This is a genomic window from Pseudomonas sp. P1_F7, assembly GCF_056405655.1.
Genome location: NZ_JBFUBR010000004.1, coordinates 303695 through 328766, shown reverse-complemented (window position 1 = coordinate 328766; position 25072 = coordinate 303695). Strand labels below are relative to the sequence as shown.

Below are 25072 nucleotides of genomic sequence, written 5' to 3'. Positions count from 1 at the left end.
TATGCGCACAGGGATGATGGCGCTGGCGTTGGGTCTGCTGACCTTGCGTTTTTTACCGGCATTGCCGCCGGTCTGGTTGTGGCTGGCGATGCCGGTGGCGGGTTTGATGTTGCTGCCGTTCAGGACGTATCCGGCGGCGTTTTACCTGTTCGGTTTGAGTTGGGCCTGCGTGAATGCGCAGTGGGCGCTGGATGACCGGTTGCCGCCAGCGCTGGACGGAGAAACCCGCTGGGTCGAAGGGCGGGTCACAGGCTTGCCCAGGCATGACGACGGTGTCGTGCGTTTCGAATTGACCGACATCCAGTCCCGACGTACCCGGCTGCCGCGGCAAATGCGTCTGGTCTGGTATGGCGGGCCGCCGGTGAACAGTGGCGAACGCTGGCGCCTGGCGGTCAAATTGAAGCGCCCGGTCGGGCTCCTCAATCCGCATGCCTTCGACTACCAGGCCTGGTTGCTGGCACAACGCATCGGGGCGACCGGGACGGTCAAGGAGGGCGAACGCCTTGCGCCAGCCCAATGGGCCTGGCGCGATGGAATCCGTCAGCGTTTGCTGGCGGTGGATGCCCAAGGGCGAAGCGGCGCGTTGACGGCGCTGGTGCTCGGGGACGGCGCCGGGCTGAGTCGCGAAGACTGGCAGGTATTGCAGGACACCGGCACGGTGCATCTGTTGGTGATTTCCGGGCAGCACATCGGATTGCTGGCGGGCGTCGTGTATCTGCTGATCGTCGGCCTGGCCCGCTTTGGGCTATGGCCAAACCGTCTGCCATGGTTGCCCTGGGCATGTGGCCTGGCATTCGCCGCTGCGCTCGGATACGGGATGTTGGCCGGCTTCGAGGTGCCGGTGCGCCGGGCCTGCCTGATGATTGCAATGGTGTTGTTGTGGCGTCTGCGGTTCCGTCATCTCGGTGCATGGTGGCCACTGTTGTTGGCACTCGACGGCATTTTGCTGCTGGAGCCGCTGGCGAGTCTTCAGCCTGGTTTCTGGCTGTCTTTCGCGGCTGTGGCAGTCTTGATATTGACCTTCGGCGGCCGGTTGGGGCCGTGGCGATGGTGGCAGACCTGGACACGCGCCCAGTGGCTGATTGCAATCGGGCTGTGCCCGTTGTTACTGGCGCTGGGTTTGCCAATCAGTCTCAGTGGACCGCTGGCCAATTTGTTCGCGGTGCCCTGGATCAGTCTGGTGGTACTACCACCGGCGTTGCTCGGGACGCTGTTGCTGCCTGTGCCTTACGTGGGTGAGAAATTACTGTGGCTGGCGGGCGGCCTGATCGACTGGTGGTTCAGGGGATTGGGGCTCGTCTCTGGTCAGGTTCCCGCGTGGGTGCCCGTGGCAGTCCCGCTATGGGCCTGGGTAATCGGTGCCATTGGCGCTTTTTTGCTATTGCTGCCGCGAGGTGTACCGATGCGCCCGTTAGGGTGGCCCATGCTGTTGATGCTGGTTTTCTCGCCCAGGCCGATGTTGCAGGAAGGCATGGCCGAAGTCTGGCAACTGGATGTCGGTCAGGGGCTGGCGATCCTGGTGCGTACTCGCCATCACACCTTGCTGTATGACGCCGGACCGCGTTTCGGTGAACTCGACCAAGGGGAGCGGGTGGTGCTGCCGGCGTTGCGCAAACTGGGGGTGAAGGGGCTCGACCTGATGCTGATCAGCCACGCCCACGCCGATCATGCCGGCGGTGCCCGGGCGATTGCCAAGGGCTTGCCGGTGAACCAGGTGGTCAGTGGTGAGCCGTCAGACTTGCCTGTGGAGTTGCAGGCCGAGCGTTGTGAGAGTGGTCGGCAATGGACCTGGGATGAAGTCGATTTCCAGCTTTGGCACTGGCCATTGGCCGGCGACAGCAACCAGAACTCCTGTGTCTTGCTGATCGAGGCCAATGGCGAACGGTTGCTGTTGAGTGGCGACATTGATGTTGCCGCCGAGAGAGCCCTGCTGGACAGTCCGTTGGCCCTGCCCACCGATTGGCTGCAGGCGCCACACCACGGCAGTCGCAGTTCGTCGTCCAGGGCCCTGCTGGATGTCCTGCAACCCAAAGGTGCGCTGATCTCCCGCGGGCAGGGCAATTCGTTTGGCCATCCGCACGCGACGGTCATCGCGCGTTATCAAAAACGAGGAATGGCGATCTACGACAGCGCCGAACACGGTGCCATTCGTCTGCAATTGGGGCGCTTCGAGCCACCATGGACGATGCGTCAGGAACGGCGTTTCTGGCGCGATCCGCCGCCCTTGGACCAATAACCGAGCGTTATCAAAGCCCGACCGGATGCGACATACCGGTCTTCGGTGCGCCCACCCCCTATGTTAGAGTGGCGCACTTTTTCGAGGGGGCTGTCACTGTGTGGGAATTGGTCAAATCCGGCGGCTGGATGATGCTGCCGATCATTTTGAGTTCCATCGCGGCCATGGCGATCGTTGCCGAGCGTCTGTGGACCCTGCGGGCCAGTCGCGTGACCCCGGAGCACTTGCTCGGACAGGTCTGGGTCTGGATCAAGGACAAACAGCTCAATAAGGAAAAACTCAAGGAACTGCGCGCCAACTCCCCGTTGGGCGAGATCCTGGCGGCCGGCCTGGCCAACTCCAGGCATGGTCGCGAGATCATGAAAGAGTGCATCGAAGAGGCCGCTGCCCGGGTGATCCACGAGCTGGAGCGCTACATCAACGCGCTGGGCACCATCGCCGCCATGGCGCCGTTGCTGGGTCTGCTGGGTACCGTGTTGGGCATGATCGATATCTTCAGTTCGTTCATGGGCACGGGCATGACGACCAACGCCGCCGTGCTGGCCGGCGGTATTTCCAAAGCCTTGATTACCACGGCTTCGGGCCTGATCGTCGGTATCCCGTCGGTGTTCTTCCACCGGTTTCTGCAACGGCGCATTGATGAGCTCGTCGTGGGCATGGAGCAGGAAGCCATCAAGCTGGTTGAAGTGGTGCAGGGCGACCGTGACGTTGATCTGGCCGAGGGCAAAGCGTGAAATTCCGCCGCAAGCAACGGGAGAACGTGGACATCAACCTCGTGTCGCTGATCGACGTGGTGTTTGTCCTGCTGCTGTTTTTCGTGGTGACCACCACCTTTACCCGTGAAACCCAGTTGCGCGTTGAGCTGCCGGAAGCGGTCAGTGGCGCATCTGCTGACGACCAGACCCGGCAGCTCGATATCGCCATCAGTGCCGACGGTGTGTTCTCGGTGAACAACCATATATTGCCGAAAAGCGACCTGGCCACGTTGATGGAAGCGCTGCAGAAAGAATCCAACGGTGATACCAACCTGCCGTTGTCCATCAGCGCCGACGGCAAATCCCAGCATCAGTCGGTCATCACTGCGATGGATGCGGCCGGCAAACTCGGCTTCAGTCATTTGCGCATGACCACTATCGAGGCGGCGCCCCCCGCGCCCTGATGAGCATGTCCAATCGATTGCTCGCCGCGTGGTATGACGGTCATCCGGCCCTGAAGCTGTTACAGCCACTGGAGTGGTTGTACCGGCGCGTGGTCATGAACAAGCGCAAGCGCTTTCTGGCGGGTGAGGGCGAGATCTATCAGCCGCCGGTGCCGCTGATCGTGGTCGGCAACATCACCGTGGGTGGCACCGGCAAGACGCCGCTGATTCTATGGATGATCGAGCACTGCCAGCGCAGCGGCCTGCGGGTCGGCGTGGTCAGCCGCGGCTACGGCGCCAAACCGCCGCAATTGCCGTGGCGGGTCGAGGCCGATCAGAGCGCTGACATCGCCGGTGACGAGCCGTTGCTGATCGTCCAGCGCACGGGCGTGCCGCTGATGATCGACCCCAATCGCAGCAACGCGGTCAAAGCGTTGCTGGCGAGTGAGCCGCTGGACCTGATCCTGTCCGACGACGGCATGCAGCACTACCGCCTGGCCCGTGACCTCGAGCTGGTGTTGATCGACGCCGCCCGCGGCCTGGGCAACCGTCGTTGCCTGCCTGCCGGGCCATTGCGCGAACCGGTCGAGCGCCTGCAAAGCGTCGACGCGGTGCTCTACAACGGTGCCATAGCCGATCGCCAGGACGGTTTTGCCTTCCAGTTGCAACCCACCGCGCTGGTCAACCTGCGCAGCGGCGAACGACGTCCCCTCGACCACTTTGGCGCGGGCCAGTCTGTGCACGCGGTAGCCGGCATCGGCAATCCGCAACGTTTCTTCAAGACCCTCGAAACGCTACACTGGCAGCCGGTTCCACATGCGTTTGCCGACCACGCCGAATACAGCGTGGAGGCTTTGAATTTCAAGCCGTCGTTGCCGTTGGTGATGACGGAAAAAGACGCGGTGAAATGCCGTGCCTTTGCCGCCGCCGATTGGTGGTTCCTGGCGGTCGATGCTGTGCCGTCACCGGCCTTCGTGGCCTGGTTCGACACACAGCTGATGCGCCTGCTGCCGGCTCGTTTGTTGCCTTAACTCCGTTTTTTCCAGGGAATGCTCATGGACACCAAATTGCTCGATATCCTCGCTTGCCCGGTCTGCAAAGGCCCGCTCAAGCTCAGCGCCGACAAGACCGAGCTGATCAGCAAGGGTGCAGGCCTGGCCTACCCGATTCGCGACGGCATCCCGGTGATGCTCGAATCCGAAGCGCGCACCCTGACCACCGACGAGCGTCTGGATAAATGACCACAGCCTTTACCGTCGTCATTCCATCGCGTTACGCCTCCACCCGCCTGCCGGGCAAGCCGTTGCTGCTGATCGCCGGCAAGCCGATGATCCAGCACGTCTGGGAACAGGCGAGCAAAAGCAGCGCCGGGCGGGTGGTGGTGGCCACCGACGACGCGCGCATCGTCGAGGCCTGCAAAGGCTTTGGTGCCGAAGTGGTGTTGACCCGTGAAGATCACAACTCCGGCACCGATCGCCTGGCCGAAGTCGCGATGAAGCTGGGCCTGGCGCCCGACGCCATTGTGGTCAATGTCCAGGGCGACGAGCCGCTGATCCCGCCGAGCGTGATCGATCAGGTGGCCGCCAATCTGGCGGCCCACGCCGAAGCGCGCATGGCCACCCTGGCCGAGCCGATCGAAGACGCGGACACCCTGTTCAATCCCAACGTGGTCAAGGTCGTCAGCGATCTCAATGGCCTGGCGCTGACGTTCAGTCGCTCCACCTTGCCCTGGGCGCGGGATGCGTTCGCCGTGAACCCTGAGCAGTTGCCGGAAGGTGTGCCGTATCGCCGCCATATCGGCATCTATGCCTATCGCGCCGGTTTCCTGCAGGATTTCGTCAGCTGGGGTCCATGCTGGCTGGAAAACACCGAGTGCCTGGAACAGTTGCGTGCCCTGTGGCATGGCGTGCGGATCCATGTGGCCGACGCACTGATCGCACCGCCAGCCGGTGTCGATACTGTTGAAGACCTAGAGCGCGTTCGTCGCCTGCTGGAGGCGTGATGCGGGTTCTGTTTGTCTGCCTGGGCAACATCTGCCGCTCTCCCACGGCCGAAGGCGTGCTGCGGCAAAAGTTGCGTGAAGCGGGGCTGGCCGACCAGGTCGAAGTCGCTTCCGCCGGCACCGGCGACTGGCATGTCGGCAAGGCACCGGACAAGCGCAGTCAGGCCGCGGCGAAGCTGCGCGGTTATGACTTGTCCGCCCAGCGCGCCCGGCAAGTCAGCCGCGCAGATTTCACCACCTACGATCTGATCCTGGCGATGGACAACAGCAATCTGCGCAACCTCAAGGCCTTGCAACCGGCCAAGGGCAAGGCCGAGCTGGACCTGTTCCTGCGTCGCTATCAATCGGAAATCGATGAAGTGCCGGACCCGTATTACGACGGCGAGCAAGGCTTCGAACAGGTGCTGAACCTGATCGAGCGCGCCAGCGATTTGCTGGTGATCGAATTGAAGGGACGGTTATGAGTTTGCAGGTTCAATCGCAGGTTTCGCTCAAGCCGTTCAACAGCTTTGGCGTGGATGTCCAGGCACGGTTGTTTGCCGAGGCCCATAGCGACGCCGATGTGCGCGAAGCCCTGGCCTACGGGCTGGAACACGAGGTGCCAGTGCTGGTGATCGGCGGCGGCAGCAACCTGCTGCTGACGGCGGATATCGAATCACTGGTGCTGCGCATGGCCACCCGCGGGACTCGCGTGTTGAGCGATGACGGCGGCAAAGTGGTGATTGAGGCCGAGGCGGGTGAGCCTTGGCATCCATTTGTGCAACACACACTGTCCCTGGGGTTGTCCGGCCTGGAAAACCTCAGCCTGATTCCAGGCACTGTCGGTGCGGCACCGATGCAGAATATCGGCGCCTACGGGGTCGAGATCAAGGATGTGTTCGCCGGCCTGACCGCCCTGGATCGCCAGAGCGGCGAACTACGTGACTTCACACTGCAAGAGTGCAACTTCGCTTACCGCGACAGCCTGTTCAAGCAGGAGTCGGGGCGTTGGTTGATCCTGCGTGTGCGTTTCGCCCTCGACCGCGCCGCGCATCTGCATCTGGAGTACGGCCCGGTGCGTCAGCGCCTGACCGAACAAGGCATCGAGCATCCGACCGCCAGCGATGTCAGCCAGGCCATTTGCAGCATTCGCAACGAAAAACTCCCGGACCCGGCCGTACTCGGCAATGCCGGCAGCTTCTTCAAGAACCCTTTGGTGTCGGCGGCGCTGGCTGCACGACTCAAGGGTGAGTACCCGGATCTGGTGGCTTATGCGCAACCCGACGGGCAGATGAAACTGGCCGCCGGTTGGTTGATCGAGCGGGCAGGGTGGAAGGGTTTCCGTGAGGCTGATGCTGGCGTGCATAGATTGCAGGCGCTGGTGCTGGTCAACTATGGCGACGCAACGGGCCTGCAATTGCTGAACCTGGCGCAGCGCATCCAGAAAGACATTTTCGAGCGTTTCCATGTCGATCTGGAAATGGAGCCAAACCGCTATTGAGAACGCCCCCTAAGCTTCCAGGACGGATCAAAAAGCCCTGCACGATGTTTATCGTGCAGGGCTTTTTTGTTAATGCTCGGTTAACTTAGTCAGCTAACGATGCACACTCTTGCTCCACCAAAGGCCCGGTGCAGACGTTTGCGTCCGCATAAGAGAGCCCATTAGCCTGAGTCGATCTGCGTGCGACCCACCGAGATCCAGCGGCAGATTGCTCGACCCCATAACTCAAGACCTATGCGGGCGTGCCCATGATTACCCTGAAACTCAATGGTCAAGACCATCAACTCGACGTCACCGAGGACATGCCGCTGCTCTGGGCGATCCGCGACGTGGCCGGTTACAACGGCACCAAGTTCGGCTGCGGCATGGGCCTGTGCGGCGCCTGCACCATTCATATCGAAGGGGCTCCGGCACGCAGTTGCATCACGCCCATCGGTTCCGTCGCCGGGCAGAATGTCAGCACCATCGACAACCTGCACGCAGACCCGATCGGCAAAGTCGTGCAGCAAGCCTGGCTCGACACGGCAGTCGCCCAATGCGGCTTCTGCCAGGGCGGGCAAATCATGTCGGCGACGGCGCTGCTCAAGACCCATCCGAACCCGAGCGACGAGCAGATTGAAGAAGCCATGATTGGCAACATCTGCCGCTGCGGCACCTACAACCGCATCAAGACCGCGATCCGCCAGGCCTCCACTCACCTGAAGGAGGCCAAGGCATGAGCCAGTTACCGAATGATTTCGCCCTGAGCAATCTTAGCCAGCTCAGTCGCCGTGGCTTCCTGAAAGGGGTGGGTGCCACCAGTGCGCTGGTATTGGCGGCGAGCTGGGGCTGGCAAGACGCTTTTGCCGGAGAAAAAGACAAGAAGTTCGGCGCCGACGGCATGCCCCACGGCTGGGTCGATGATCCGAAAGTCTATGTGAGCATCGCCGCAGATGGCACGGTGACCGTGATCTGCAACCGCTCGGAGATGGGCCAGGGCGTGCGCACCAGTTTGACCATGGTGGTGGCCGATGAACTGGAAGCCGACTGGGCGATGGTCAAGGTGCAGCAGGCCCCCGGCGATGAAGTGCGCTTCGGCAACCAGGACACCGACGGCTCGCGCAGCATGCGTCACTGGTATGAGCCGATGCGTCGCTGCGGTGCCGCTGCGCGGACCATGCTCGAACAGGCTGCCGCCGCGCAATGGAAAGTGCCGGTCAGTGAATGTCATGCGCAATTGCATAAGGTTGTCCATGAGCCTTCTGGCCGCGAAATCGGATATGGCGCCCTGGCCTCCGCCGCAAGCGCGTTGCCGGTTCCGGCCCGCGACAGCCTGAAACTCAAGCAACCCGCTGAGTTCCGTTACATCGGCAAGGAAGGCACCAAGGCCATCGATGGGGAGGACATCGTCACCGGCCGTGCGGTGTACGGCGCCGACGTGCATTTCGACGGCATGCTGTACGCGACCATCGCGCGGCCCGCGGTGTATGGCGGCAAGGTCAAAAGCTTCGATGGCAGCGCGGCGATGAAAGTCCCCGGCGTGGTCAAAGTGGTACAGATCGAAAGCCGTCCGTTGCCTTCGGAGTTCCAACCCCTGGGCGGCATCGCCGTGGTGGCGAGCAACACCTGGGCGGCGATCAAGGGCCGCGAGGCACTGAAAATCGAGTGGGATGACGGTCCCAACGCCAGCTACGACTCGATTGCCTATCGCAAGGAACTCGAAGCAGCCTCGCTCAAGCCCGGCAAGGTGGTACGCAATACCGGCAATCTCGAAAAGGCCATGGCCAGCGCCGATAGCACCCTGGAAGCCTCCTACTACTTGCCGCATCTGTCACAGTCGCCGATGGAGCCGATGGTCGCCATTGCGCGGTTCGAGGACGGTGCGTGCGAAGCCTGGGGGCCAAGCCAGGCGCCGCAGGTCACCCGGGAACGGATCGGTGAGCGCCTGGGTCTGCCGTTCGACAAAGTCACCTTTAACGTGACCTTGCTCGGGGGCGGATTCGGGCGCAAGTCCAAGCCTGACTTCATCATCGAAGCCGCCATCCTCGCCAAGGAGTTCCCCGGCAAAGCGGTGCGGGTGCAATGGACCCGCGAAGACGACATCCACTGTTCCTACTTCCACACCGTGTCGGTCGAATACCTCAAGGCCAGCCTGAACAAGGGTGGCCTGCCGTCCGGCTGGTTGCACCGTACGGTGGCGCCGAGCATCACCGCGTTGTTTGCGCCGGGCATGAACCATGAGGCGGCGTTCGAACTGGGCATGGGATTCACCAACATGGCGTATGCGATCCCCAACATTCGCCTGGAAAACCCCGAGGCAACGGTGCATACCCGGGTGGGGTGGTATCGCTCGGTGTCGAATATTCCCCATGGCTTCGCGATTCAGAGTTTTATCGATGAACTGGCGCACAAGGCCGGGGAAGATCCGCTGAAGTACCAGATCAGATTGCTCGGCCCGGACCGTCAGATCGATCCGCGCACCTTGAGTGAAGAGTGGAACTACGGCGAATCCCCCGAGCGTTATCCGATCGACACCGCGCGCCTGCGCACGGTACTGGAGACCGCCGCCAAAGTCGCCGGTTGGGGGCGTGAGTTGCCCAAGGGCCGCGGTCTGGGCCTGGCGGTGCATTACAGCTTCGTGACCTATGTGGCGGCGGTAATCGAGGTGGAGGTCAAGGACGACGGTACGCTGGTGGTGCACAAGGCCGACATTGCCGTCGATTGCGGACCGCAGATCAACCCCGAACGGATTCGCGCGCAATTCGAAGGCGCCTGCGTCATGGGCCTGGGGAATGCGGTGCTGGGGGAAATCAGCTTCAAGGACGGCAAGGTGCAGCAGGATAACTTCCATATGTACGAAGTGGCGCGCATGTCCCTGGCGCCGAAAGAAGTGGCGGTGCATCTGGTGACGCCGCCGGGCAACGTGCCATTGGGCGGTGTGGGTGAACCAGGCGTGCCACCGATTGCGCCAGCGCTGTGCAATGCGATCTTTGCGGCCACCGGCAAACGCATCCGCAACCTGCCGGTTCGTTATCAGCTGTCGGGCTGGCAGAAGGCTGGCGCCTGATGGACAGCGCCGATTTGAACGTCCTGCGCAGCGTGTTGCAATGGCATCGCGCCGGTCAGCGGGTGGTGTTGTACAGCGTGGTCGAAACCTGGGGCACTGCGCCCCGGGCACCCGGCGCCATGCTGGCCTTGCGCGAAGACGGCATGGTGATTGGTTCGGTTTCCGGCGGGTGTGTCGAAGATGACTTGATCGCCCGGCTGCACGACGGGCGCCTTGCGCTTGACGGGCCGCCAGTACAGTTAATCACCTACGGCGTGACCCGTGAGGAAGCCGCACGTTTCGGCTTGCCCTGCGGTGGCACCTTGCGCTTGACCGAGGAACGCATCGACGATGGGAATTGGGTCGAGCAATTACTCGCTCGTTGCGAGGCCCATGAAATCGTTGCGCGTGAACTGAACCTGGCCACCGGCAAAGTGCTTTTGCGGCCAGCCAATAAAGCTGACGTGTTGACGTTCGACGGAAAGACCTTGCGTGCGATCTATGGCCCACGCTGGCGTTTGCTGCTGATCGGCGCGGGGCAGCTGTCGCGCTATGTGGCGGAAATGGCCCGGCTGCTGGATTTCGAGGTGCTGATTTGCGATCCGCGTACAGAGTTCGTCTACGGCTGGGAGGAGCAGCACGGACGATTTGTCTCGGGCATGCCGGATGAGGCGGTATTGAACATCCAGACGGATGAGCGCACGGCTATCGTGGCCTTGACCCATGATCCGCGTCTGGATGACATGGCGCTGCTCACGGCTCTGGATTCCAGGGCTTTTTACGTCGGGGCGCTGGGGTCGCGGGTCAACAGCCAGAAGCGCCGGGAAAACCTGGCTCAACTGGGTTTGTCGCAATCGGCGATTGATCGCTTGCATGGTCCGATCGGATTGCACATCGGCAGTCATAATCCAGCGGAAATTGCCTTGTCGCTCATGGCGGAAATCGTGGCGGTCAAAAATGGCGTCGAACTGAAGCAGAAGAAAGTCTTGCGGGAGAGCGTATGAGCGAGTCCATTGGCGTCATCGTACTGGCGGCGGGGCAGGGCAGCCGGTTTCGCCAGGTGACGGGTGCCGAAAAGGATAAATTGGTGGCCGATTGCACCGGGCGTGACGGCGTGGTGCGGTCCGTCATTGAGCACACGTTGGTCAACCTGCCGGTGGCGCTGGATAAACGCGTACTGGTGACCACTGCTGACCGCCCGCAAGTGATTCGCATGGCTCAGGCCTATGGCTGCGAGATTGTACTGATCGAGTCGACGGGAATGGGCGACAGCATTGCCGCGGGAGTCGCTGCCTGCAAGCAACTCGATGGCTGGTTGATGGTGCTGGGGGATATGCCGTTCATCCTGCCATCCAGTATCGAGCAAGTGGTGGCGGGTATTGGCGATGACATTATCAGCGTGCCTGTGCAGGGTGGTGAGTATGGGCATCCGGTCGGGTTTGGACGGGACTTCGCAGCGGGTTTGATGGCGTTATCAGGGGATCGTGGCGCTAAACCACTGTTCGCCCAAGGGCGGGTGGTTGAAGTGACCGTGGGTGATCCCGGTGTGTTGTGGGATGTGGATGTGCCTGAGGCGTTGGTCTTCAAGTAGTTCCGGAGGTGATCCCACAAGGAGCAGTTTGATTACGAGATATAAAAAAGCCCCGCCTGGATCACCAGGCGGGGCTTTTTAGTGGCCGATGGAATCAGACGAGAGGTTTAGGCTCGTGCTCTTTTTCCTGGGCTTGCTCGTGTTGCTCTACCGCTTCCTGAACGGAGTGCGGCGCTTCGTGGATCACCGAATCAGCCGGCTCGGCAGCCACTTCAGCAGCCGGGGCAGGAGCTGCCTCAACCACTTCAGCAGCAACCGGTTCAGGCTTGGCAGCGACAACCGTTTCAGCCGGAGCAGCAGCGGCAGCCAGTTCAGCTTCCTTCTGCAGACGCTCGGCTTCACGCTTGCGACGACGCACTTCACGTGGGTCGTTAGGAGCACGACCACTTGGCGTCAGGGCGCTGGCAGGAGCAGCTTCGACTACCGGAGCAGGTGCTTCGGCAACGACCGGCGCTTCAACGACTGGCGCTGGAGTTGGTTCTGCGGCGGCAACCACCGGCTCGGAAACCATGGCTTCAGCCACTGGGGTTTCAACAGCTGGTGCAGCGGCTTCAGCGACGGCTGGCTCGGCAACCCAGTTGAATGCGGTTTGCTCTTCGCGAACTTCACGCACGGTTTCAGTCACGGTTTCAACAACCGCTTCTGCAGCCTCGGCAGGAGCTTCTAGCGCTGGTGCTGGCTCGGCAGCCGCTTCAACAGCAGGCTGAGCTTCCGGCGCTGGCGCCACTTCGATTTCCGGCGAGGCGGTGACTTCGATCGGCGTGGTCGCTTCAACGACTGGCGCTTCAACCGGAGCTGCTTCCAGGGTAGCGGCAGTGGCGCGTTCGGCTTGCACATTGGCTTCAGCTTCGGCAGGAGCGCTGATCACGCTGCTGGCGACGGCTGCGGTGACAGCCAGGCCGGCGGCCAGATCGGCAGTGCTTGGCGCTTCGGCGTTTTCGCCGGACTCGGACTCTTCCGAACCTTCGATCACGTTGCCGTTGGCGTCACGCTGACGCTCGCGACGGTTGCTGCGACGACGCTGGCCACGGGAGCGGCGGCGTGGACGATCGCCTTCGGCGCCTTCCTGACCGTCTTCCGGCAGTTGCTCTTCGTTGGTGACCAGTTCTTCTTCAGTTGCGGCTGCGGCGGCTTGTTCGGCACGTGGCTGACGTTCTTCACGCGGTGGGCGTGGAGCGCGTTCTTCACGTGGCTGGCGAGCCGGACGTTCTTCAGCGGTAGCAGCTGTAGCGACGGCCGGAGCAGCCGGAGCGGCATCCAGAGGCTCGCGCAGTTCACGAACGCGTTCTTCACGCTCGCCACGTGGCTTGCGATCTTCACGCGGAGCGCGCGGGGCACGTTCTTCACGAGGAGCGCGTGGTGCGCGTTCTTCGCGGGCTACTGCCGGCGTTTCTTCGCGGGTCTCGCGAGGTTCGCGCACTTCGCGTGGCTGACGCTCTTCACGCGGTTCACGTGGTGCGCGTTCTTCACGCGGTGCACGTTCTTCGCGGGGCTTGCGCTCTTCATCGCGGCGAACGTTACGGTTACGACTTTGCTGGCGACCGTTGCGACGCTCTTCGTTGCGGGCCGGACGCTCGGCGGCAGGCTTTTCAACCACAACCGGCGCGACTGGCTCTTCCTTGGTGGCGAACAGGCTGACCAGCGACTTCACCAGGCCTTTGAACAGGCTTGGCTCTGGTACGGCAGCCGGAGCCGGAGCCGGGGCTGGCGCGGCTACTTCGATCGGAACCGGAGCGTTGGCACGGGCCGGCGCCGTCTTGACCGCTGCTTCCTGGCGAACCAGGGTGCGGGTCGCAGCGGCTGGCTGGACTTCTTCGACTTCGGCAGCGGCAGCGGCGATTTCGTAGCTGGACTGGTTGGTCGCGGCTTCCGGGCTGTCATCACGCAGGCGCTGCACTTCGAAGTGCGGCGTCTCGAGGTGATCGTTCGGCAGGATGACGATGCGGGCACGGGTGCGCAGTTCGATCTTGGTGATCGAGTTGCGTTTTTCGTTGAGCAGGAACGCAGCCACCGGGATCGGCACTTGTGCACGAACTTCGGCGGTACGGTCTTTCAGGGCTTCTTCTTCGATCAGGCGCAGGATCGCCAGGGACAGCGATTCAACGTCGCGGATGATGCCGGTGCCGTTGCAGCGCGGGCAGACGATGCCGCTGCTTTCGCCCAGGGACGGACGCAGGCGCTGACGGGACATTTCCAGCAGGCCGAAGCGCGAGATGCGACCGACTTGCACGCGAGCGCGGTCGGCTTCCAGGCATTCGCGGACTTTCTCTTCCACGGCGCGCTGGTTCTTGGCAGGGGTCATGTCGATGAAGTCGATGACGATCAGGCCGCCGATGTCGCGCAGGCGCAACTGACGGGCGATTTCTTCGGCGGCTTCAAGGTTGGTTTGCAGCGCGGTTTCTTCGATGTCGCTGCCTTTGGTGGCGCGCGCCGAGTTGATGTCGATGGACACCAGGGCTTCGGTCGGATCGATAACGATGGAGCCGCCGGAAGGCAGTTCGACAACGCGCTGGAAAGCGGTTTCGATCTGGCTTTCGATCTGGAAACGGTTGAACAGCGGAACGCTGTCTTCGTACAGCTTGATCTTGCTGGCGTACTGCGGCATCACCTGGCGGATGAAGGTCAGGGCTTCGTCCTGGGCTTCAACGCTGTCGATCAGCACTTCGCCGATGTCCTGGCGCAGGTAGTCGCGGATCGCGCGGATGATCACGTTGCTTTCCTGATAGATCAGGAATGGCGCGGAACGGTCCAGCGACGCTTCTTTGATGGCGGTCCAGAGTTGCAGCAGGTAGTCGAGGTCCCACTGCATTTCTTCGCTGCTGCGGCCCAGGCCGGCAGTGCGCACGATCAGGCCCATGTCGGCCGGGGCAACCAGACCGTTCAGGGCTTCACGCAGTTCATTGCGCTCTTCGCCTTCGATGCGACGGGAGATACCGCCGGCACGCGGGTTGTTCGGCATCAGCACCAGGTAACGACCGGCCAGGCTGATGAAGGTGGTCAGGGCGGCGCCCTTGTTGCCACGTTCTTCTTTTTCGACCTGAACGATGACTTCCTGACCTTCGCTCAGGACGTCCTTGATGTTGACGCGACCTTCCGGGGCTTTCTTGAAGTATTCGCGGGAGATTTCTTTGAGGGGCAGGAAGCCGTGGCGCTCAGAGCCGAAATCGACAAAGGCAGCCTCGAGGCTTGGTTCGATGCGAGTAATCCGGCCTTTATAGATGTTGGCCTTCTTCTGCTCGCGTGCACCGGATTCGATGTCCAGGTCGTAGAGGCGCTGGCCATCTACCAGTGCAACACGCAACTCTTCGGGTTGAGTTGCGTTAATCAGCATTCTTTTCATGTAGTACCGTCGGTTTCCGGGCTGCCGGAAACGGCGTTCGGCACACACGACTTCTCACGGTCGGTGTCAGGTGCGTCGGGAGTGGTTGGCCATTTCCCGTGTCCAGCGAAGTCCGGCCAATGTGGGCCTTCATCGCGACGTACGCGTCCTGCTTGCTGTGGCTACTTAAGCACTCAGTCAGGAGGAGGAATCAACCAGCGGCTGTGGACGAGATGAAGCGTCTTGAGAAAGCCTGTTGCTACACAGTCCGGCGGTTGTGCATCTCCACCCTACACGTATCCCTGATAATTCGGGTGCTGCCGCGCGCAGAATCCGCAGCGGGTTGGCATTTACCGTGAGCTCCGAAAGGGGAGGTCACGCATCATGGCTAATTTAGGCGTTGTTTCCGATGTTTTCGCTCGGGGTCATTCGCAACTGACTGCACTTTGTGAACTGGCCGTGAATATGGCTCGCAAAACGAGTGAAAAACTCTGCTTTGTGGCGTGATTCAGGCCTCATGTCACCTGCGCTCGTTACACCTGCAAACTCCACCGTTACGTAGCGAAAGCCCCGTAGGACGGCCTCGCGTCCTGGTGAATTGCGTTGGTCAGGGCCGGTTTTTGACCGTTGGTCCGCTGTCCAGGCCGCTTTTGGCGACGTTCGCGACTATAGCAGTAATGATTAAGTGCTTCAATTCCATAAAAAATTGTTATCATCCGCGCCATGACGACGACTACCCCCCCGACTCCAGGCGTACAACTGCTTGAGGTCTCGCCGGAATATGCCGGCCAACGTATTGATAATTTCCTTCTCGCCCGACTCAAAGGCGTGCCCAAGACCTTGATTTACCGCATTTTGCGCAAGGGCGAAGTGCGCGTGAACAAGGGTCGGATCAAGCCCGAGTACAAGCTGCAGGCGGGCGACATCGTGCGCGTGCCGCCGGTTCGCGTACCTGAGCGCGACGAGCCGGTACCACTGGCACAAGGCTTGCTGCAGCGGCTCGAAGCCTCGATTGTCTTCGAAGACAAGGCGCTGATCGTGATCAACAAGCCTTGCGGCATTGCGGTTCACGGCGGTAGCGGCCTGACTTTCGGGGTGATCGAAGCCTTTCGTCAGTTGCGCCCTGATTGCAAAGAGCTCGAGCTGGTTCACCGTCTCGACCGTGATACGTCCGGCCTGTTGATGATCGCCAAGAAGCGCAGCATGTTGCGCCACTTGCACACCGCGTTGCGCGGTGATGGCGTCGACAAGCGCTACATGGCGCTGGTCCGCGGTAACTGGGCGAGCTCGATCAAGCAAGTCCGTGCGTCGCTGGGCAAGAGCAATCTGCGCTCCGGCGAGCGCATGGTCGAGGTCGACGAGGAGGAGGGCAAGGAGTCCGTGACCGTGTTCAAGGTCCTGCGCCGCTTCGGCGACTTTGCCACACTGATCGAAGCCAAGCCGATTACCGGCCGCACTCACCAGATCCGCGTCCACACGTTGCACGCCGGGCACTGTATTGCCGGCGACACCAAGTACGGCGATGACGATTTCAGTAAGGAAATCCGCGATCTGGGCGGCAAGCGTCTGTTCCTGCACGCCTACATGCTGACCGTGCCGCTTCCCGATGGCGGTGAACTGAAGTTGCAAGCGCCGGTCGACGAGATGTGGGCCAAAACCGTGGAGCGATTGAGTGCGCCCATCTGATTACAAGCTGCTGATCTTTGATTGGGACGGCACGCTGGCCGATTCCATTGGTCGGATTGTCGAGGCGATGCACGTTGCCTCGCAGCGTTCCGGGTTTGAGCAGCGCGATGAATTTGCCGTCAAGGGCATCATCGGCCTGGGCTTGCCGGAAGCGATCCGCACCCTGTACCCCGAGATCGGTGACGCCGAATTGATCGCGTTCCGCGAGCACTATGCCGAGCATTACATTGCGTCGGAGGCTGTGCCTTCGCCGTTGTTCGAGGGTGTGGTCGAGTCGCTCGAGGCATTTCGTGCCGAGGGCTATCATCTGGCCGTGGCGACCGGCAAGGCCCGTCGCGGGCTGGATCGGGTGTTGAAGTCCCATGGCTGGGAGAATTACTTCGATATCACCCGCGCTGCCGACGAGACCGCCAGCAAGCCCCATCCGCTGATGCTCGAGCAGATTCTCGCCCATTGCGAGGTTCGCCCTGAACAGGCGTTGATGGTCGGTGATTCGTCCTTTGATTTGCAGATGGCGCGCAACGCCGGCATGGGCTCGGTGGCCGTCAGCTATGGCGCTCAATCGATCGATGCGTTGAAGTTGTATGAGCCGCGGCTGGCCATCGACCGCTTTTCAGAATTGCATGCCTGGCTCAGTCAGCGGGCTTAACCGGTTGTTTTTGGGGTGGATGGCATGACCGACGAATGGAAGGCGCCCGCCAAGGCGAGCGCAGAGAGCGGTGACGACAAGAGCTGGAAGCTGCTGGAAAAGACGCTGCTGGCCGGCGTGCAGGAGCAGCGCCGGTCCCGTCGCTGGGGGATATTCTTCAAATCACTGACTTTTGTGTATCTGTTCGGCGCAATTGCCCTGTTTTCGCCGCTGATGGATATGGAAAAGGCAGCTACCCTCAGTGCCAATTACACGGCGTTGATCGACGTGACAGGCATGATTGCCGACAAGGAGCCGGCCAGCGCAGACAATATCGTTGGCAGCCTGCGCGCGGCTTTCGAGGACAAGAAGGTCAAGGGCGTCATCCTGCGCATCAACAGCCCGGGCGGCAGTCCGGTGCAGTCGGGTTATGTCTATGACGAGATCCGTCGTCTGCGCGGCCTGCACCCGGACATCAAGCTCTATGCGGTCATTTCCGATCTGGGGGCTTCCGGTGCTTACTACATCGCCAGCGCGGCGGATCAGATCTACGCCGACAAGGCGAGCCTGGTCGGCTCCATCGGTGTGACGGCAGCCGGTTATGGCTTTGTCGGCACCATGGAGAAGCTGGGCGTCGAGCGTCGCACCTACACCTCTGGCGAGCACAAGTCGTTCCTCGATCCGTTCCAGCCACAGAAGCCGGAAGAAACCGCCTTCTGGCAGGGCGTGCTCGATACGACCCACAAGCAGTTCATCAACAGCGTCAAGCAGGGGCGTGGCGATCGCCTGAAGGACAAGGATCATCCGGAGCTGTTCTCCGGTCTGGTCTGGTCCGGCGAGCAGGCGCTGCCACTGGGGTTGATCGATGGGCTGGGTAATGCCAGTTCGGTTGCGCGGGATGTGATCGGCGAGAAAGAACTGGTGGACTTTACCGTCCAGGAGTCGACGCTCGATCGCTTCTCGAAAAAGCTCGGTGCCAGCGTGGCTGAGCATTTGGCGATGTGGATGGGTTTTAACGGTCCGTCGTTGCGCTGATCCGGCCTTAGGTCAAAAGATCGCAGCCTGCGGCAGCTCCTATGCTAATTCGTGTAGGAGTTGCCGCAGGCTGCGATCTTTTGCTTTCAGGGGATTTGCACGTCTTCTGCCAGCAACATGTCGATCAGGCGAATCAGCGGCAGGCCGATCAGGCTGGTGGCGTCAGGGCCCTCGGTGCTGCGAAACAGGCTGACCCCCAAGCCTTCGGCCTTGAAGCTGCCAGCGCAGTCGTAGGGTTGCTCGGCGTGCAGGTAGCGTTCGATGCGGGTCGCGTCGAGTGTGCGCATGTGTACGGTGAATGGCACGCAATCGACCTGGCAGTGCCCGGTCTGGCTGTTGAGCAGGGCCAGACCGGTCAGGAATGTCACGCTGGCACCGCTGGCGGCCAACAGTTGTTCGCGGGCTTTTTCGAAGGTGTGGGGCTTGCCGATAATCCGCTCTCCCAGCACGGCGACCTGGTCGGAACCGATTATCAGATGAGCGGTATGGCTGTCGGCCAGGGCGCGCGCTTTCTCTTCGGCGAGACGCTTGACCAGCTCGATGGCGGATTCGCCCGGGCGATGGCTTTCGTCGATATCCGGCGAGCTGCAAGTGAAAGGCAGCTGCAGTCGGGTCAGCAATTCCCGGCGATAGGCCGAGCCAGAAGCGAGTAATAAAGGCAGCATGCGCATCTCCATAAGGCAGGTGCGAATTCTAGCGAGGCTTCCAAGTGACGGACAGGGCTGAATTTCCTTTGACATGGGCGGGGGCATCCCTATAATGCTGCGCCTATGTTGAATGACCCGATTCCACCTCACGTTGACCCGCGCAAATTGGCTGATCGTGGCACCACCCTTCAAGGTGAAATGCTGCTGGCCGATTTGGAGAGACTCTGCGACCCGCTTTCCGACAATGTCGGTACGGTGCAGGCTAAATTCGTTTTTGAACGAGATGAACGTAAATCTGTGGTCATCCACAGCTTTATCGACACTGAAGTCAAAATGGTTTGCCAGCGTTGTCTTGAGCTGGTCACCCTGCCGATCCACAGCGAATGCAGTTACGCCGTGGTGAAGGAGGGTGCGAATACCCAGTCGTTGCCGAAAGGTTATGACGTGCTGGAACTGGGCGAAGATCCTTTGGATCTGCAGTCACTGATCGAGGAGGAGCTTCTGCTTGCCTTGCCCATTGTGCCTGCTCATCATCCGGAAGAATGCCAGCAGCCGGCGGGTCTCGATGAGCCCGAACCGAGCGAGGACGAGGTAACGCGGTCCAACCCGTTCAGTGTATTGGCGCAGTTAAAGCGTGACCCAAACGTTTAGGAGTTAATCAATTATGGCTGTTCAGCAGAACAAAAAATCCCGCTCTGCCCGTGACATGCGCCGTTCGCACGACGCTCTCGAGGCTAGCACCCTGTCTGTAGAAAAAACCACCGGTGAAGTTCACCTGCGTCACCACGTATCGCCAGAAGGCGTATACCGTGGCCGTAAAGTGATCGACAAGGGCGCTGACGAGTAATCACTTGTCCGCTCAAGTCATCGCGATTGACGCAATGGGCGGGGACTTCGGTCCCCGCAGCATTGTTCAGGCCAGCCTTGCTTGCCTGTCTGCTACACCCTCGCTGCACCTGACCCTCGTCGGTCAACCCTCCCTACTTGAAGAATTGATCGCTGGCCATCCGGCTGTGGATCGCGCGCGCCTGTCGATTGCCCCGGCGAGCGAAGTTATCACCATGGACGAAAAACCTGCCCAGGCCTTGCGTGGCAAACCTGACTCGTCGATGCGCGTGGCGCTTGAGTTGTTGCGTGACGGCAAGGTCCAGGCCTGTGTCAGTGCCGGCAACACCGGGGCGCTGATGGCGTTGTCGCGGTTCGTGCTCAAGACCCTGCCGGGCATTGACCGTCCGGCCATGGTCGCGGCGATTCCGACACAAAAGGGTTACTGCCAGTTGCTCGACCTGGGCGCCAACGTCGATTGCAGTGCCGAGCATCTGTTGCAGTTTGCTGTCATGGGTTCGGTTGCGGCGGAAACCCTGGGCATAGTGCGCCCACGGGTAGCGTTGCTGAACATCGGCACCGAAGACATCAAGGGCAATCAGCAGGTCAAGCTGGCAGCGACGTTGTTGCAAGGCGCCCGGGGCATCAATTACATCGGCTTTATCGAGGGCGACGGTTTGTACCGTGGCGAAGCGGATGTGGTGGTGTGTGACGGTTTTGTCGGCAACATCCTGCTCAAATCCAGCGAAGGTCTGGCGACCATGATTGCCGGGCGTATCGAGGCGTTGTTCAGGAAAAATGTGGCCTCTCGCGTGGTCGGTGCGCTGGCACTGCCCTTGATGAAGCGTCTGCAGGCTGAACTGGCGCCTGCCCGGCACAACGGCGCGAGCTTTCTCGGCTTGCAGGGAATTGTAGTGAAAAGCCACGGTTCTGCCGGGGTCCAGGGGTTTCAAAGTGCCATTCAGCGCGCCTTGATCGAGATTCAGGAGAATCTTCCCGAACGCCTGCATGGTCGTCTGGAGGATTTGTTGCTTTAGGCGTTTTCGTCGGACAATGCTTAAATGTGACCGTTTGGTTCGATGGGCCATCCAACTGTCAGTTTCTTGCGTCCTCCAAGCAGGACGCCAACTCTCCGACGACAAGATCATTAGGGGCTTGTTACATGTCTGCTTCCCTCGCATTCGTCTTTCCCGGACAGGGTTCGCAGTCCCTCGGCATGCTCGCCGAGTTGGGCGCACAACATCCGGTTGTCCTTGAAACATTCAAAGAAGCTTCCGATGCACTGGGTTACGACCTGTGGGCACTGACCCAGCAAGGGCCGGAAGAGCAACTCAATCAAACCGATAAAACCCAACCGGCCATTCTGACCGCCTCTATCGCCTTATGGCGTCTGTGGCTGGCGGAAGGTGGCGCGCGTCCGGCTTACGTTGCCGGGCACAGCCTGGGTGAATACAGCGCGCTGGTCGCGGCAGGCAGTCTGAGCCTGGGCGATGCGGTGAAGCTCGTCGAGCGTCGTGGCCAACTGATGCAGGAAGCCGTTCCGGCGGGGCAGGGCGGCATGGCCGCCATCCTGGGTCTGGACGATGCCGACGTACTGGCAGCCTGTGCCGAAGCGGCGCAAGGCGAAGTGGTCAGTGCAGTCAATTTCAACTCGCCGGGTCAGGTGGTCATCGCCGGTGCCAAGGCTGCTGTCGAGCGCGCCATCGAAGGCTGCAAGGCGCGTGGTGCCAAGCGCGCCATGCCGTTGCCGGTCAGCGTGCCGTCGCACTGCGAGCTGATGCGTCCGGCGGCCGAGCGTTTCGCCGAGTCGATCGCCGCGATCGACTGGCAGGTCCCGCAAATTCCTGTGGTGCAGAACGTCAGTGCTGACGTGCCTGCTGATCTGGAAACCCTCAAGCGCGATCTGCTTGAGCAGCTTTACAAGCCAGTGCGCTGGGTTGAATCGGTCCAGGTGCTGGCCGCCAGGGGCGCGACCAGCCTGGTCGAGTGTGGCCCGGGCAAAGTACTGGCCGGTCTGAACAAACGCTGCGCCGAAGGCGTGTCGACATCCAACCTCAATACCCCAGACGCTTTCGCTGCCGCCCGTGCAGCGTTGGCCTGAATCAGGAGAAGCTTGCATGAGTCTGCAAGGTAAAGTTGCACTGGTCACCGGTGCGAGCCGTGGCATCGGCCAGGCCATAGCCCTGGAGTTGGGTCGTCAAGGCGCCATCGTTGTTGGTACCGCGACCTCCGCGTCGGGTGCTGAGCGCATTGCCGCCACCCTGAAAGAAAACGGCATTCAGGGCACCGGTCTTGAGCTCAACGTCACCAGCGACGAGTCCGTGGCAAGTGTTCTGGCGAGCATTCAGGAGCAGTTCGGTGCGCCGGCAATCCTGGTCAATAATGCCGGTATCACCCGCGATAACCTGATGATGCGCATGAAAGACGACGAGTGGCACGATGTTGTCGATACCAATCTGAACAGTCTGTTCCGCCTGTCCAAGGGCGTTTTGCGTGGCATGACCAAAGCCCGTTGGGGCCGAATTATCAGTATTGGTTCGGTTGTGGGTGCCATGGGCAACGCAGGCCAAGTAAACTACGCTGCCGCCAAGGCCGGCCTGGAAGGTTTCAGCCGTGCACTGGCGCGTGAAGTCGGTTCGCGTTCGATTACGGTAAACTCGGTGGCCCCAGGGTTCATCGATACCGATATGACCCGTGAACTGCCCGAGGCGCAGCGTGAAGCCTTGCAGACGCAGATTCCGCTGGGTCGTCTGGGGCAGGCTCAAGAGATCGCGTCTGTGGTCGCTTTTCTTGCGTCGGACGGTGCGGCTTACGTTACCGGAGCTACAATCCCGGTGAACGGCGGGATGTACATGTAATTCAAATGTGACGGATTGCTTCAAAAAAATGTCATACGAGCTGTCTAAAATCCGTTATAAAGCTGCAATCTATTTATAGGCAGAGGGTCACCGGGTTCGAGGAGTGAAGCTTTCAGTTGAAAAGCTGAAAAGCCTTTCTATACACTTACCCACTGGCCAGCTGCCTGAATTTGTCCATTAGGAGTGAAAACAAGGTATGAGCACCATCGAAGAGCGCGTCAAGAAAATCGTTGCTGAGCAACTGGGCGTTAAAGAAGAAGAAGTGGTCAACACTGCTTCCTTCGTTGAAGACCTGGGTGCCGACTCCCTTGACACCGTTGAGCTGGTGATGGCTCTGGAAGAGGAATTCGAGACCGAAATCCCTGACGAAGAAGCCGAGAAGATCACTACTGTACAAGCTGCAATCGACTACGTTACTAGCCACCAGGCGTAATAGTTTGTAATCGTTGCTCGCTGTCATGGAAAAACCGCACTGCCATCACGGCGTGCGGTTTTTTCTTTAGGCCTGATGCAAAGTCGTCATTTGAAAAAGGAGAGTGCTGTGTCGCGTAGACGCGTCGTAGTCACCGGTATGGGTATGTTGTCGCCACTGGGCACGGATGTGCCGAGCAGCTGGCAGGGCATTCTGGCTGGCCGCAGTGGCATTGGTCTGATCGAACACGCCGACCTTTCTGCCTATTCCACCCGTTTTGGCGGCTCGGTAAAGGACTTCAATGTCGAGGAATACCTGTCGGTCAAGGAAGCCCGCAAGCTCGACCTGTTCATTCAATACGGTCTGGCCGCAGGTTTTCAGGCGGTACGTAATTCCGGTCTGGAAGTCACTGACGCCAACCGTGAGCGTATCGGCGTGGCCATGGGCTCGGGTATTGGCGGTCTGACCAATATCGAAGAAACTGCCCGCACCCTGCACGAGACCGGCCCACGACGGATTTCTCCGTTCTTCGTGCCAGGCTCGATCATCAATATGATTTCCGGTTTCCTGTCTATCCATCTGGGGGCACAGGGACCTAACTACGCCATCGCCACGGCCTGTACCACCGGTACCCACTGCATTGGCATGGCAGCCCGCAACATCATGTACGACGAAGCCGACGTGATGATTGCCGGCGGCGCCGAGATGGCGGCCTGCGGTCTGGGCATGGGCGGCTTCGGTGCCTCCCGCGCGCTGTCGACCCGCAACGACGAGCCGACCCGCGCCAGCCGTCCATGGGACAAGGGCCGCGATGGCTTTGTATTGTCCAATGGTGCCGGTGCGCTGGTGCTGGAAGAGCTCGAGCACGCCAAGGCTCGCGGTGCAACCATCTATGCCGAGCTGATCGGCTTCGGCACCAGTGGCGATGCCTACCACATGACCTCGCCGCCAGCCGATGGTGCGGGTGCTGCGCGCTGCATCACCAATGCGCTGCGCGATGCCAAAATCAATGGCGATCAAGTGCAGTACATCAACGCCCACGGCACCTCGACTCCCGCAGGTGACCTGGCCGAAGTCAATGCGATCAAGTCGGTGTTCGGCGATCACGCCTACAAGCTGGCCGTCAGTTCCACCAAGTCCATGACCGGGCACCTGCTGGGTGCGGCGGGCGCGGTCGAGGCGATCTTCAGCGTGCTGGCAATCAACGGCCAGGTGGCACCGCCGACCATCAACCTCGATGAGCCGGACGAAGGCTGCGACCTCGATTTCGTGCCGCACACGGCGCGCAACATGGATATCGATGTAGTGGTGTCCAACTCCTTCGGTTTTGGCGGCACCAACGGCTCGCTGGTGTTCCGCCGGTTCGCAGACTGATGGACAGCTGGGTCGACGGTCAGCCGGCTGACGCTTTGTCGCTGAAGGATCGCGGCCTGGCTTATGGCGATGGTCTGTTCGAGACCATCGCCGTGCGCAATGGGCAGCCCGTGTTGCTGGACCGGCATCTGTCGCGTCTGGCGGATGGCTGTTCGCGTCTGGCGCTTGCCGCCGATCAGGCGTTGATCCGCAGCGAATTGCAGGCCTATGCCGCGGCATTGGGTGACGGGGTGCTCAAGCTCATCCTCACTCGCGGCGACGGCCTGCGCGGTTACGCCCCCGATCCTTGCGCTCAGGCCCGACGCATTCTGCAAGGCAATCCTCCTGCGGCTTACCCTGCCGCGCATGGCGAGCACGGTGTTCGTTTGTTTCCTTGCACCACGCGATTGTCCAGACAGCCATTGCTTGCCGGCCTCAAGCACCTGAATCGTCTTGAACAAGTCCTCGCCCGTGCCGAATGGCAGGACAGCGAGCATGCCGAAGGCTTGATGCTCGATCAGGCCGGGCGCGTGATTGAAGGCGTGTTCAGCAATTTGTTCCTGGTGCGTGATGGTGTACTCATCACTGCTGACCTCAAGCGCTGCGGCGTGGCCGGCGTGATGCGTGCCGAAATATTGTTTCAGGCCAAGTCGCTGGGAATCCCCACGCAAATCACCGATATCCCCCTCGAACAGCTGCAATGGGCTGACGAAGTCTTTGTCTGCAACAGCGTGTATGGTATCTGGCCGGTGCGCGCCTATGCTGCTCTTCACTGGCCGGTTGGGCCGCTCACCCGTAAACTCGAAATCATTGCCCGTGTGCTACTGGATGCTTGAT

At 60.9% G+C, this 25072-nt stretch carries 25 protein-coding genes; 23 read left to right on the top strand and 2 right to left on the bottom strand.

Annotated elements, in window-relative coordinates; genetic code table 11:
- The first annotated feature begins 1 nt into the window (after position 1).
- The 12 genes from AC1D1M_RS07770 to AC1D1M_RS07715 all read left to right on the top strand — a co-directional run bounded on the left by AC1D1M_RS07770 (position 2) and on the right by AC1D1M_RS07715 (position 11472).
- On the top strand, positions 2 to 2236 hold the full coding sequence (locus AC1D1M_RS07770) for a DNA internalization-related competence protein ComEC/Rec2 (RefSeq protein WP_477775175.1): 2235 nt from the start codon (positions 2 to 4) through the stop codon (positions 2234 to 2236).
- A 98-nt stretch (positions 2237 to 2334) separates the two neighbouring features.
- The gene (locus tag AC1D1M_RS07765; protein ID WP_167368554.1) at positions 2335 to 2970 is read left to right on the top strand and encodes a MotA/TolQ/ExbB proton channel family protein; all 636 of its coding nucleotides are present in this window, start codon (positions 2335 to 2337) and stop codon (positions 2968 to 2970) included.
- Positions 2967 to 3395 (top strand): ExbD/TolR family protein, encoded by a 429-nt coding sequence (locus AC1D1M_RS07760; protein ID WP_477775174.1) that lies wholly within the window; start codon positions 2967 to 2969, stop codon positions 3393 to 3395. Before AC1D1M_RS07765 ends, AC1D1M_RS07760 begins: the two co-directional genes overlap by 4 nt.
- On the top strand, positions 3395 to 4405 hold the full coding sequence (lpxK, locus tag AC1D1M_RS07755) for a tetraacyldisaccharide 4'-kinase (RefSeq protein ID WP_477775173.1): 1011 nt from the start codon (positions 3395 to 3397) through the stop codon (positions 4403 to 4405). Before AC1D1M_RS07760 ends, lpxK begins: the two co-directional genes overlap by 1 nt.
- Before the next feature lie 24 nt (positions 4406 to 4429).
- Positions 4430 to 4615: a Trm112 family protein gene (locus tag AC1D1M_RS07750; RefSeq protein WP_003179363.1), complete on the top strand. Its 186-nt coding sequence runs from the start codon at positions 4430 to 4432 to the stop codon at positions 4613 to 4615.
- The gene (kdsB, locus tag AC1D1M_RS07745; RefSeq protein WP_056727232.1) at positions 4612 to 5376 is read left to right on the top strand and encodes a 3-deoxy-manno-octulosonate cytidylyltransferase; all 765 of its coding nucleotides are present in this window, start codon (positions 4612 to 4614) and stop codon (positions 5374 to 5376) included. The genes AC1D1M_RS07750 and kdsB overlap by 4 nt, the downstream gene beginning before the upstream one ends.
- On the top strand, positions 5376 to 5840 hold the full coding sequence (locus AC1D1M_RS07740) for a low molecular weight protein-tyrosine-phosphatase (protein WP_477775172.1): 465 nt from the start codon (positions 5376 to 5378) through the stop codon (positions 5838 to 5840). Before kdsB ends, AC1D1M_RS07740 begins: the two co-directional genes overlap by 1 nt.
- On the top strand, positions 5837 to 6856 hold the full coding sequence (murB, locus tag AC1D1M_RS07735; RefSeq protein WP_477775171.1) for a UDP-N-acetylmuramate dehydrogenase: 1020 nt from the start codon (positions 5837 to 5839) through the stop codon (positions 6854 to 6856). The genes AC1D1M_RS07740 and murB overlap by 4 nt, the downstream gene beginning before the upstream one ends.
- A 248-nt stretch (positions 6857 to 7104) precedes the next feature.
- Positions 7105 to 7575 carry a (2Fe-2S)-binding protein gene (locus AC1D1M_RS07730; protein ID WP_477775170.1) on the top strand — a complete coding sequence of 157 codons (471 nt, stop codon included), beginning with the start codon at positions 7105 to 7107 and terminating at the stop codon, positions 7573 to 7575.
- Positions 7572 to 9902, top strand: a complete 2331-nt coding sequence (locus AC1D1M_RS07725) for a xanthine dehydrogenase family protein molybdopterin-binding subunit (RefSeq protein WP_477775169.1) — start codon at positions 7572 to 7574, stop codon at positions 9900 to 9902. Before AC1D1M_RS07730 ends, AC1D1M_RS07725 begins: the two co-directional genes overlap by 4 nt.
- Positions 9902 to 10885, top strand: coding sequence for an XdhC family protein (locus tag AC1D1M_RS07720; protein ID WP_477775168.1), 984 nt, complete (start codon positions 9902 to 9904; stop codon positions 10883 to 10885). Before AC1D1M_RS07725 ends, AC1D1M_RS07720 begins: the two co-directional genes overlap by 1 nt.
- Positions 10882 to 11472 (top strand): nucleotidyltransferase family protein, encoded by a 591-nt coding sequence (locus AC1D1M_RS07715; RefSeq protein WP_477775167.1) that lies wholly within the window; start codon positions 10882 to 10884, stop codon positions 11470 to 11472. The genes AC1D1M_RS07720 and AC1D1M_RS07715 overlap by 4 nt, the downstream gene beginning before the upstream one ends.
- 94 nt (positions 11473 to 11566) lie before the next feature.
- Here AC1D1M_RS07715 and rne read toward each other — a convergent pair whose 3' ends face one another.
- Positions 11567 to 14812 (bottom strand): ribonuclease E, encoded by a 3246-nt coding sequence (gene rne / locus AC1D1M_RS07710; protein WP_477775166.1) that lies wholly within the window; start codon positions 14810 to 14812, stop codon positions 11567 to 11569.
- Positions 14813 to 15514: 702 nt separating this feature from the next.
- Here rne and rluC point away from each other — a divergent pair.
- The 3 genes from rluC to AC1D1M_RS07695 are packed head-to-tail and all read left to right on the top strand — an operon-like array spanning position 15515 to position 18140.
- Positions 15515 to 16477 carry a 23S rRNA pseudouridine(955/2504/2580) synthase RluC gene (gene rluC / locus AC1D1M_RS07705; RefSeq protein ID WP_477775165.1) on the top strand — a complete coding sequence of 321 codons (963 nt, stop codon included), beginning with the start codon at positions 15515 to 15517 and terminating at the stop codon, positions 16475 to 16477.
- On the top strand, positions 16464 to 17126 hold the full coding sequence (locus AC1D1M_RS07700; protein WP_477775164.1) for an HAD-IA family hydrolase: 663 nt from the start codon (positions 16464 to 16466) through the stop codon (positions 17124 to 17126). Before rluC ends, AC1D1M_RS07700 begins: the two co-directional genes overlap by 14 nt.
- A 24-nt stretch (positions 17127 to 17150) precedes the next feature.
- A complete protein-coding gene (locus tag AC1D1M_RS07695; protein WP_477775163.1) occupies positions 17151 to 18140 on the top strand; it encodes a S49 family peptidase in 990 nt (329 codons plus the stop codon).
- 86 nt (positions 18141 to 18226) lie between these two features.
- On the opposite strand, the gene AC1D1M_RS07690 is transcribed toward AC1D1M_RS07695, so the two are convergent.
- Entirely contained in the window at positions 18227 to 18805 is a 579-nt protein-coding gene (locus AC1D1M_RS07690) for a Maf family protein (RefSeq protein WP_477775162.1), read from the bottom strand.
- 105 nt (positions 18806 to 18910) lie between these two features.
- Between AC1D1M_RS07690 and AC1D1M_RS07685 the strand changes: the two genes are divergently transcribed.
- From AC1D1M_RS07685 to pabC, 8 genes are all read left to right on the top strand, one after another.
- Positions 18911 to 19438 carry a YceD family protein gene (locus AC1D1M_RS07685; RefSeq protein ID WP_008050439.1) on the top strand — a complete coding sequence of 176 codons (528 nt, stop codon included), beginning with the start codon at positions 18911 to 18913 and terminating at the stop codon, positions 19436 to 19438.
- A 13-nt stretch (positions 19439 to 19451) separates the two neighbouring features.
- A complete protein-coding gene (rpmF, locus tag AC1D1M_RS07680) occupies positions 19452 to 19634 on the top strand; it encodes a 50S ribosomal protein L32 (RefSeq protein ID WP_003179396.1) in 183 nt (60 codons plus the stop codon).
- Positions 19635 to 19638: 4 nt separating this feature from the next.
- Complete coding sequence (gene plsX / locus AC1D1M_RS07675; protein ID WP_477775161.1) at positions 19639 to 20649, top strand: phosphate acyltransferase PlsX; 1011 nt, start codon at positions 19639 to 19641, stop codon at positions 20647 to 20649.
- Positions 20650 to 20774: 125 nt separating this feature from the next.
- Complete coding sequence (fabD, locus tag AC1D1M_RS07670; protein ID WP_477775160.1) at positions 20775 to 21713, top strand: ACP S-malonyltransferase; 939 nt, start codon at positions 20775 to 20777, stop codon at positions 21711 to 21713.
- A 16-nt stretch (positions 21714 to 21729) separates the two neighbouring features.
- Positions 21730 to 22470 (top strand): 3-oxoacyl-ACP reductase FabG, encoded by a 741-nt coding sequence (gene fabG / locus AC1D1M_RS07665; RefSeq protein ID WP_007987168.1) that lies wholly within the window; start codon positions 21730 to 21732, stop codon positions 22468 to 22470.
- Positions 22471 to 22666: 196 nt separating this feature from the next.
- Positions 22667 to 22903 carry an acyl carrier protein gene (gene acpP, locus AC1D1M_RS07660; RefSeq protein ID WP_003175607.1) on the top strand — a complete coding sequence of 79 codons (237 nt, stop codon included), beginning with the start codon at positions 22667 to 22669 and terminating at the stop codon, positions 22901 to 22903.
- Between the two features lie 108 nt (positions 22904 to 23011).
- On the top strand, positions 23012 to 24256 hold the full coding sequence (gene fabF / locus AC1D1M_RS07655; RefSeq protein WP_477775159.1) for a beta-ketoacyl-ACP synthase II: 1245 nt from the start codon (positions 23012 to 23014) through the stop codon (positions 24254 to 24256).
- The gene (pabC, locus tag AC1D1M_RS07650) at positions 24256 to 25071 is read left to right on the top strand and encodes an aminodeoxychorismate lyase (protein WP_477775158.1); all 816 of its coding nucleotides are present in this window, start codon (positions 24256 to 24258) and stop codon (positions 25069 to 25071) included. The genes fabF and pabC overlap by 1 nt, the downstream gene beginning before the upstream one ends.
- Position 25072: the final 1 nt, after the last annotated feature.

Excerpts from the sequence above, each read along its gene's own strand:
- lpxK (WP_477775173.1), top strand. The coding sequence starts at position 3,395 with ATGAGCATGTCCAATCGATTGCTCGCCGCGTGGTATGACGGTCATCCG.
- AC1D1M_RS07720 (WP_477775168.1), top strand. The coding sequence starts at position 9,902 with ATGGACAGCGCCGATTTGAACGTCCTGCGCAGCGTGTTGCAATGGCAT.
- AC1D1M_RS07750 (WP_003179363.1), top strand. The coding sequence starts at position 4,430 with ATGGACACCAAATTGCTCGATATCCTCGCTTGCCCGGTCTGCAAAGGC.
- rne (WP_477775166.1), bottom strand. The coding sequence starts at position 14,812 with ATGAAAAGAATGCTGATTAACGCAACTCAACCCGAAGAGTTGCGTGTT.
- AC1D1M_RS07740 (WP_477775172.1), top strand. The coding sequence starts at position 5,376 with ATGCGGGTTCTGTTTGTCTGCCTGGGCAACATCTGCCGCTCTCCCACG.
- AC1D1M_RS07770 (WP_477775175.1), top strand. The coding sequence starts at position 2 with ATGCGCACAGGGATGATGGCGCTGGCGTTGGGTCTGCTGACCTTGCGT.
- AC1D1M_RS07715 (WP_477775167.1), top strand. The coding sequence starts at position 10,882 with ATGAGCGAGTCCATTGGCGTCATCGTACTGGCGGCGGGGCAGGGCAGC.
- fabD (WP_477775160.1), top strand. The coding sequence starts at position 20,775 with ATGTCTGCTTCCCTCGCATTCGTCTTTCCCGGACAGGGTTCGCAGTCC.
- AC1D1M_RS07730 (WP_477775170.1), top strand. The coding sequence starts at position 7,105 with ATGATTACCCTGAAACTCAATGGTCAAGACCATCAACTCGACGTCACC.
- AC1D1M_RS07685 (WP_008050439.1), top strand. The coding sequence starts at position 18,911 with ATGTTGAATGACCCGATTCCACCTCACGTTGACCCGCGCAAATTGGCT.
- acpP (WP_003175607.1), top strand. The coding sequence starts at position 22,667 with ATGAGCACCATCGAAGAGCGCGTCAAGAAAATCGTTGCTGAGCAACTG.
- AC1D1M_RS07725 (WP_477775169.1), top strand. The coding sequence starts at position 7,572 with ATGAGCCAGTTACCGAATGATTTCGCCCTGAGCAATCTTAGCCAGCTC.
- fabG (WP_007987168.1), top strand. The coding sequence starts at position 21,730 with ATGAGTCTGCAAGGTAAAGTTGCACTGGTCACCGGTGCGAGCCGTGGC.
- murB (WP_477775171.1), top strand. The coding sequence starts at position 5,837 with ATGAGTTTGCAGGTTCAATCGCAGGTTTCGCTCAAGCCGTTCAACAGC.
- rluC (WP_477775165.1), top strand. The coding sequence starts at position 15,515 with ATGACGACGACTACCCCCCCGACTCCAGGCGTACAACTGCTTGAGGTC.
- AC1D1M_RS07695 (WP_477775163.1), top strand. The coding sequence starts at position 17,151 with ATGACCGACGAATGGAAGGCGCCCGCCAAGGCGAGCGCAGAGAGCGGT.
- rpmF (WP_003179396.1), top strand. The coding sequence starts at position 19,452 with ATGGCTGTTCAGCAGAACAAAAAATCCCGCTCTGCCCGTGACATGCGC.
- pabC (WP_477775158.1), top strand. The coding sequence starts at position 24,256 with ATGGACAGCTGGGTCGACGGTCAGCCGGCTGACGCTTTGTCGCTGAAG.
- kdsB (WP_056727232.1), top strand. The coding sequence starts at position 4,612 with ATGACCACAGCCTTTACCGTCGTCATTCCATCGCGTTACGCCTCCACC.
- AC1D1M_RS07690 (WP_477775162.1), bottom strand. The coding sequence starts at position 18,805 with ATGCTGCCTTTATTACTCGCTTCTGGCTCGGCCTATCGCCGGGAATTG.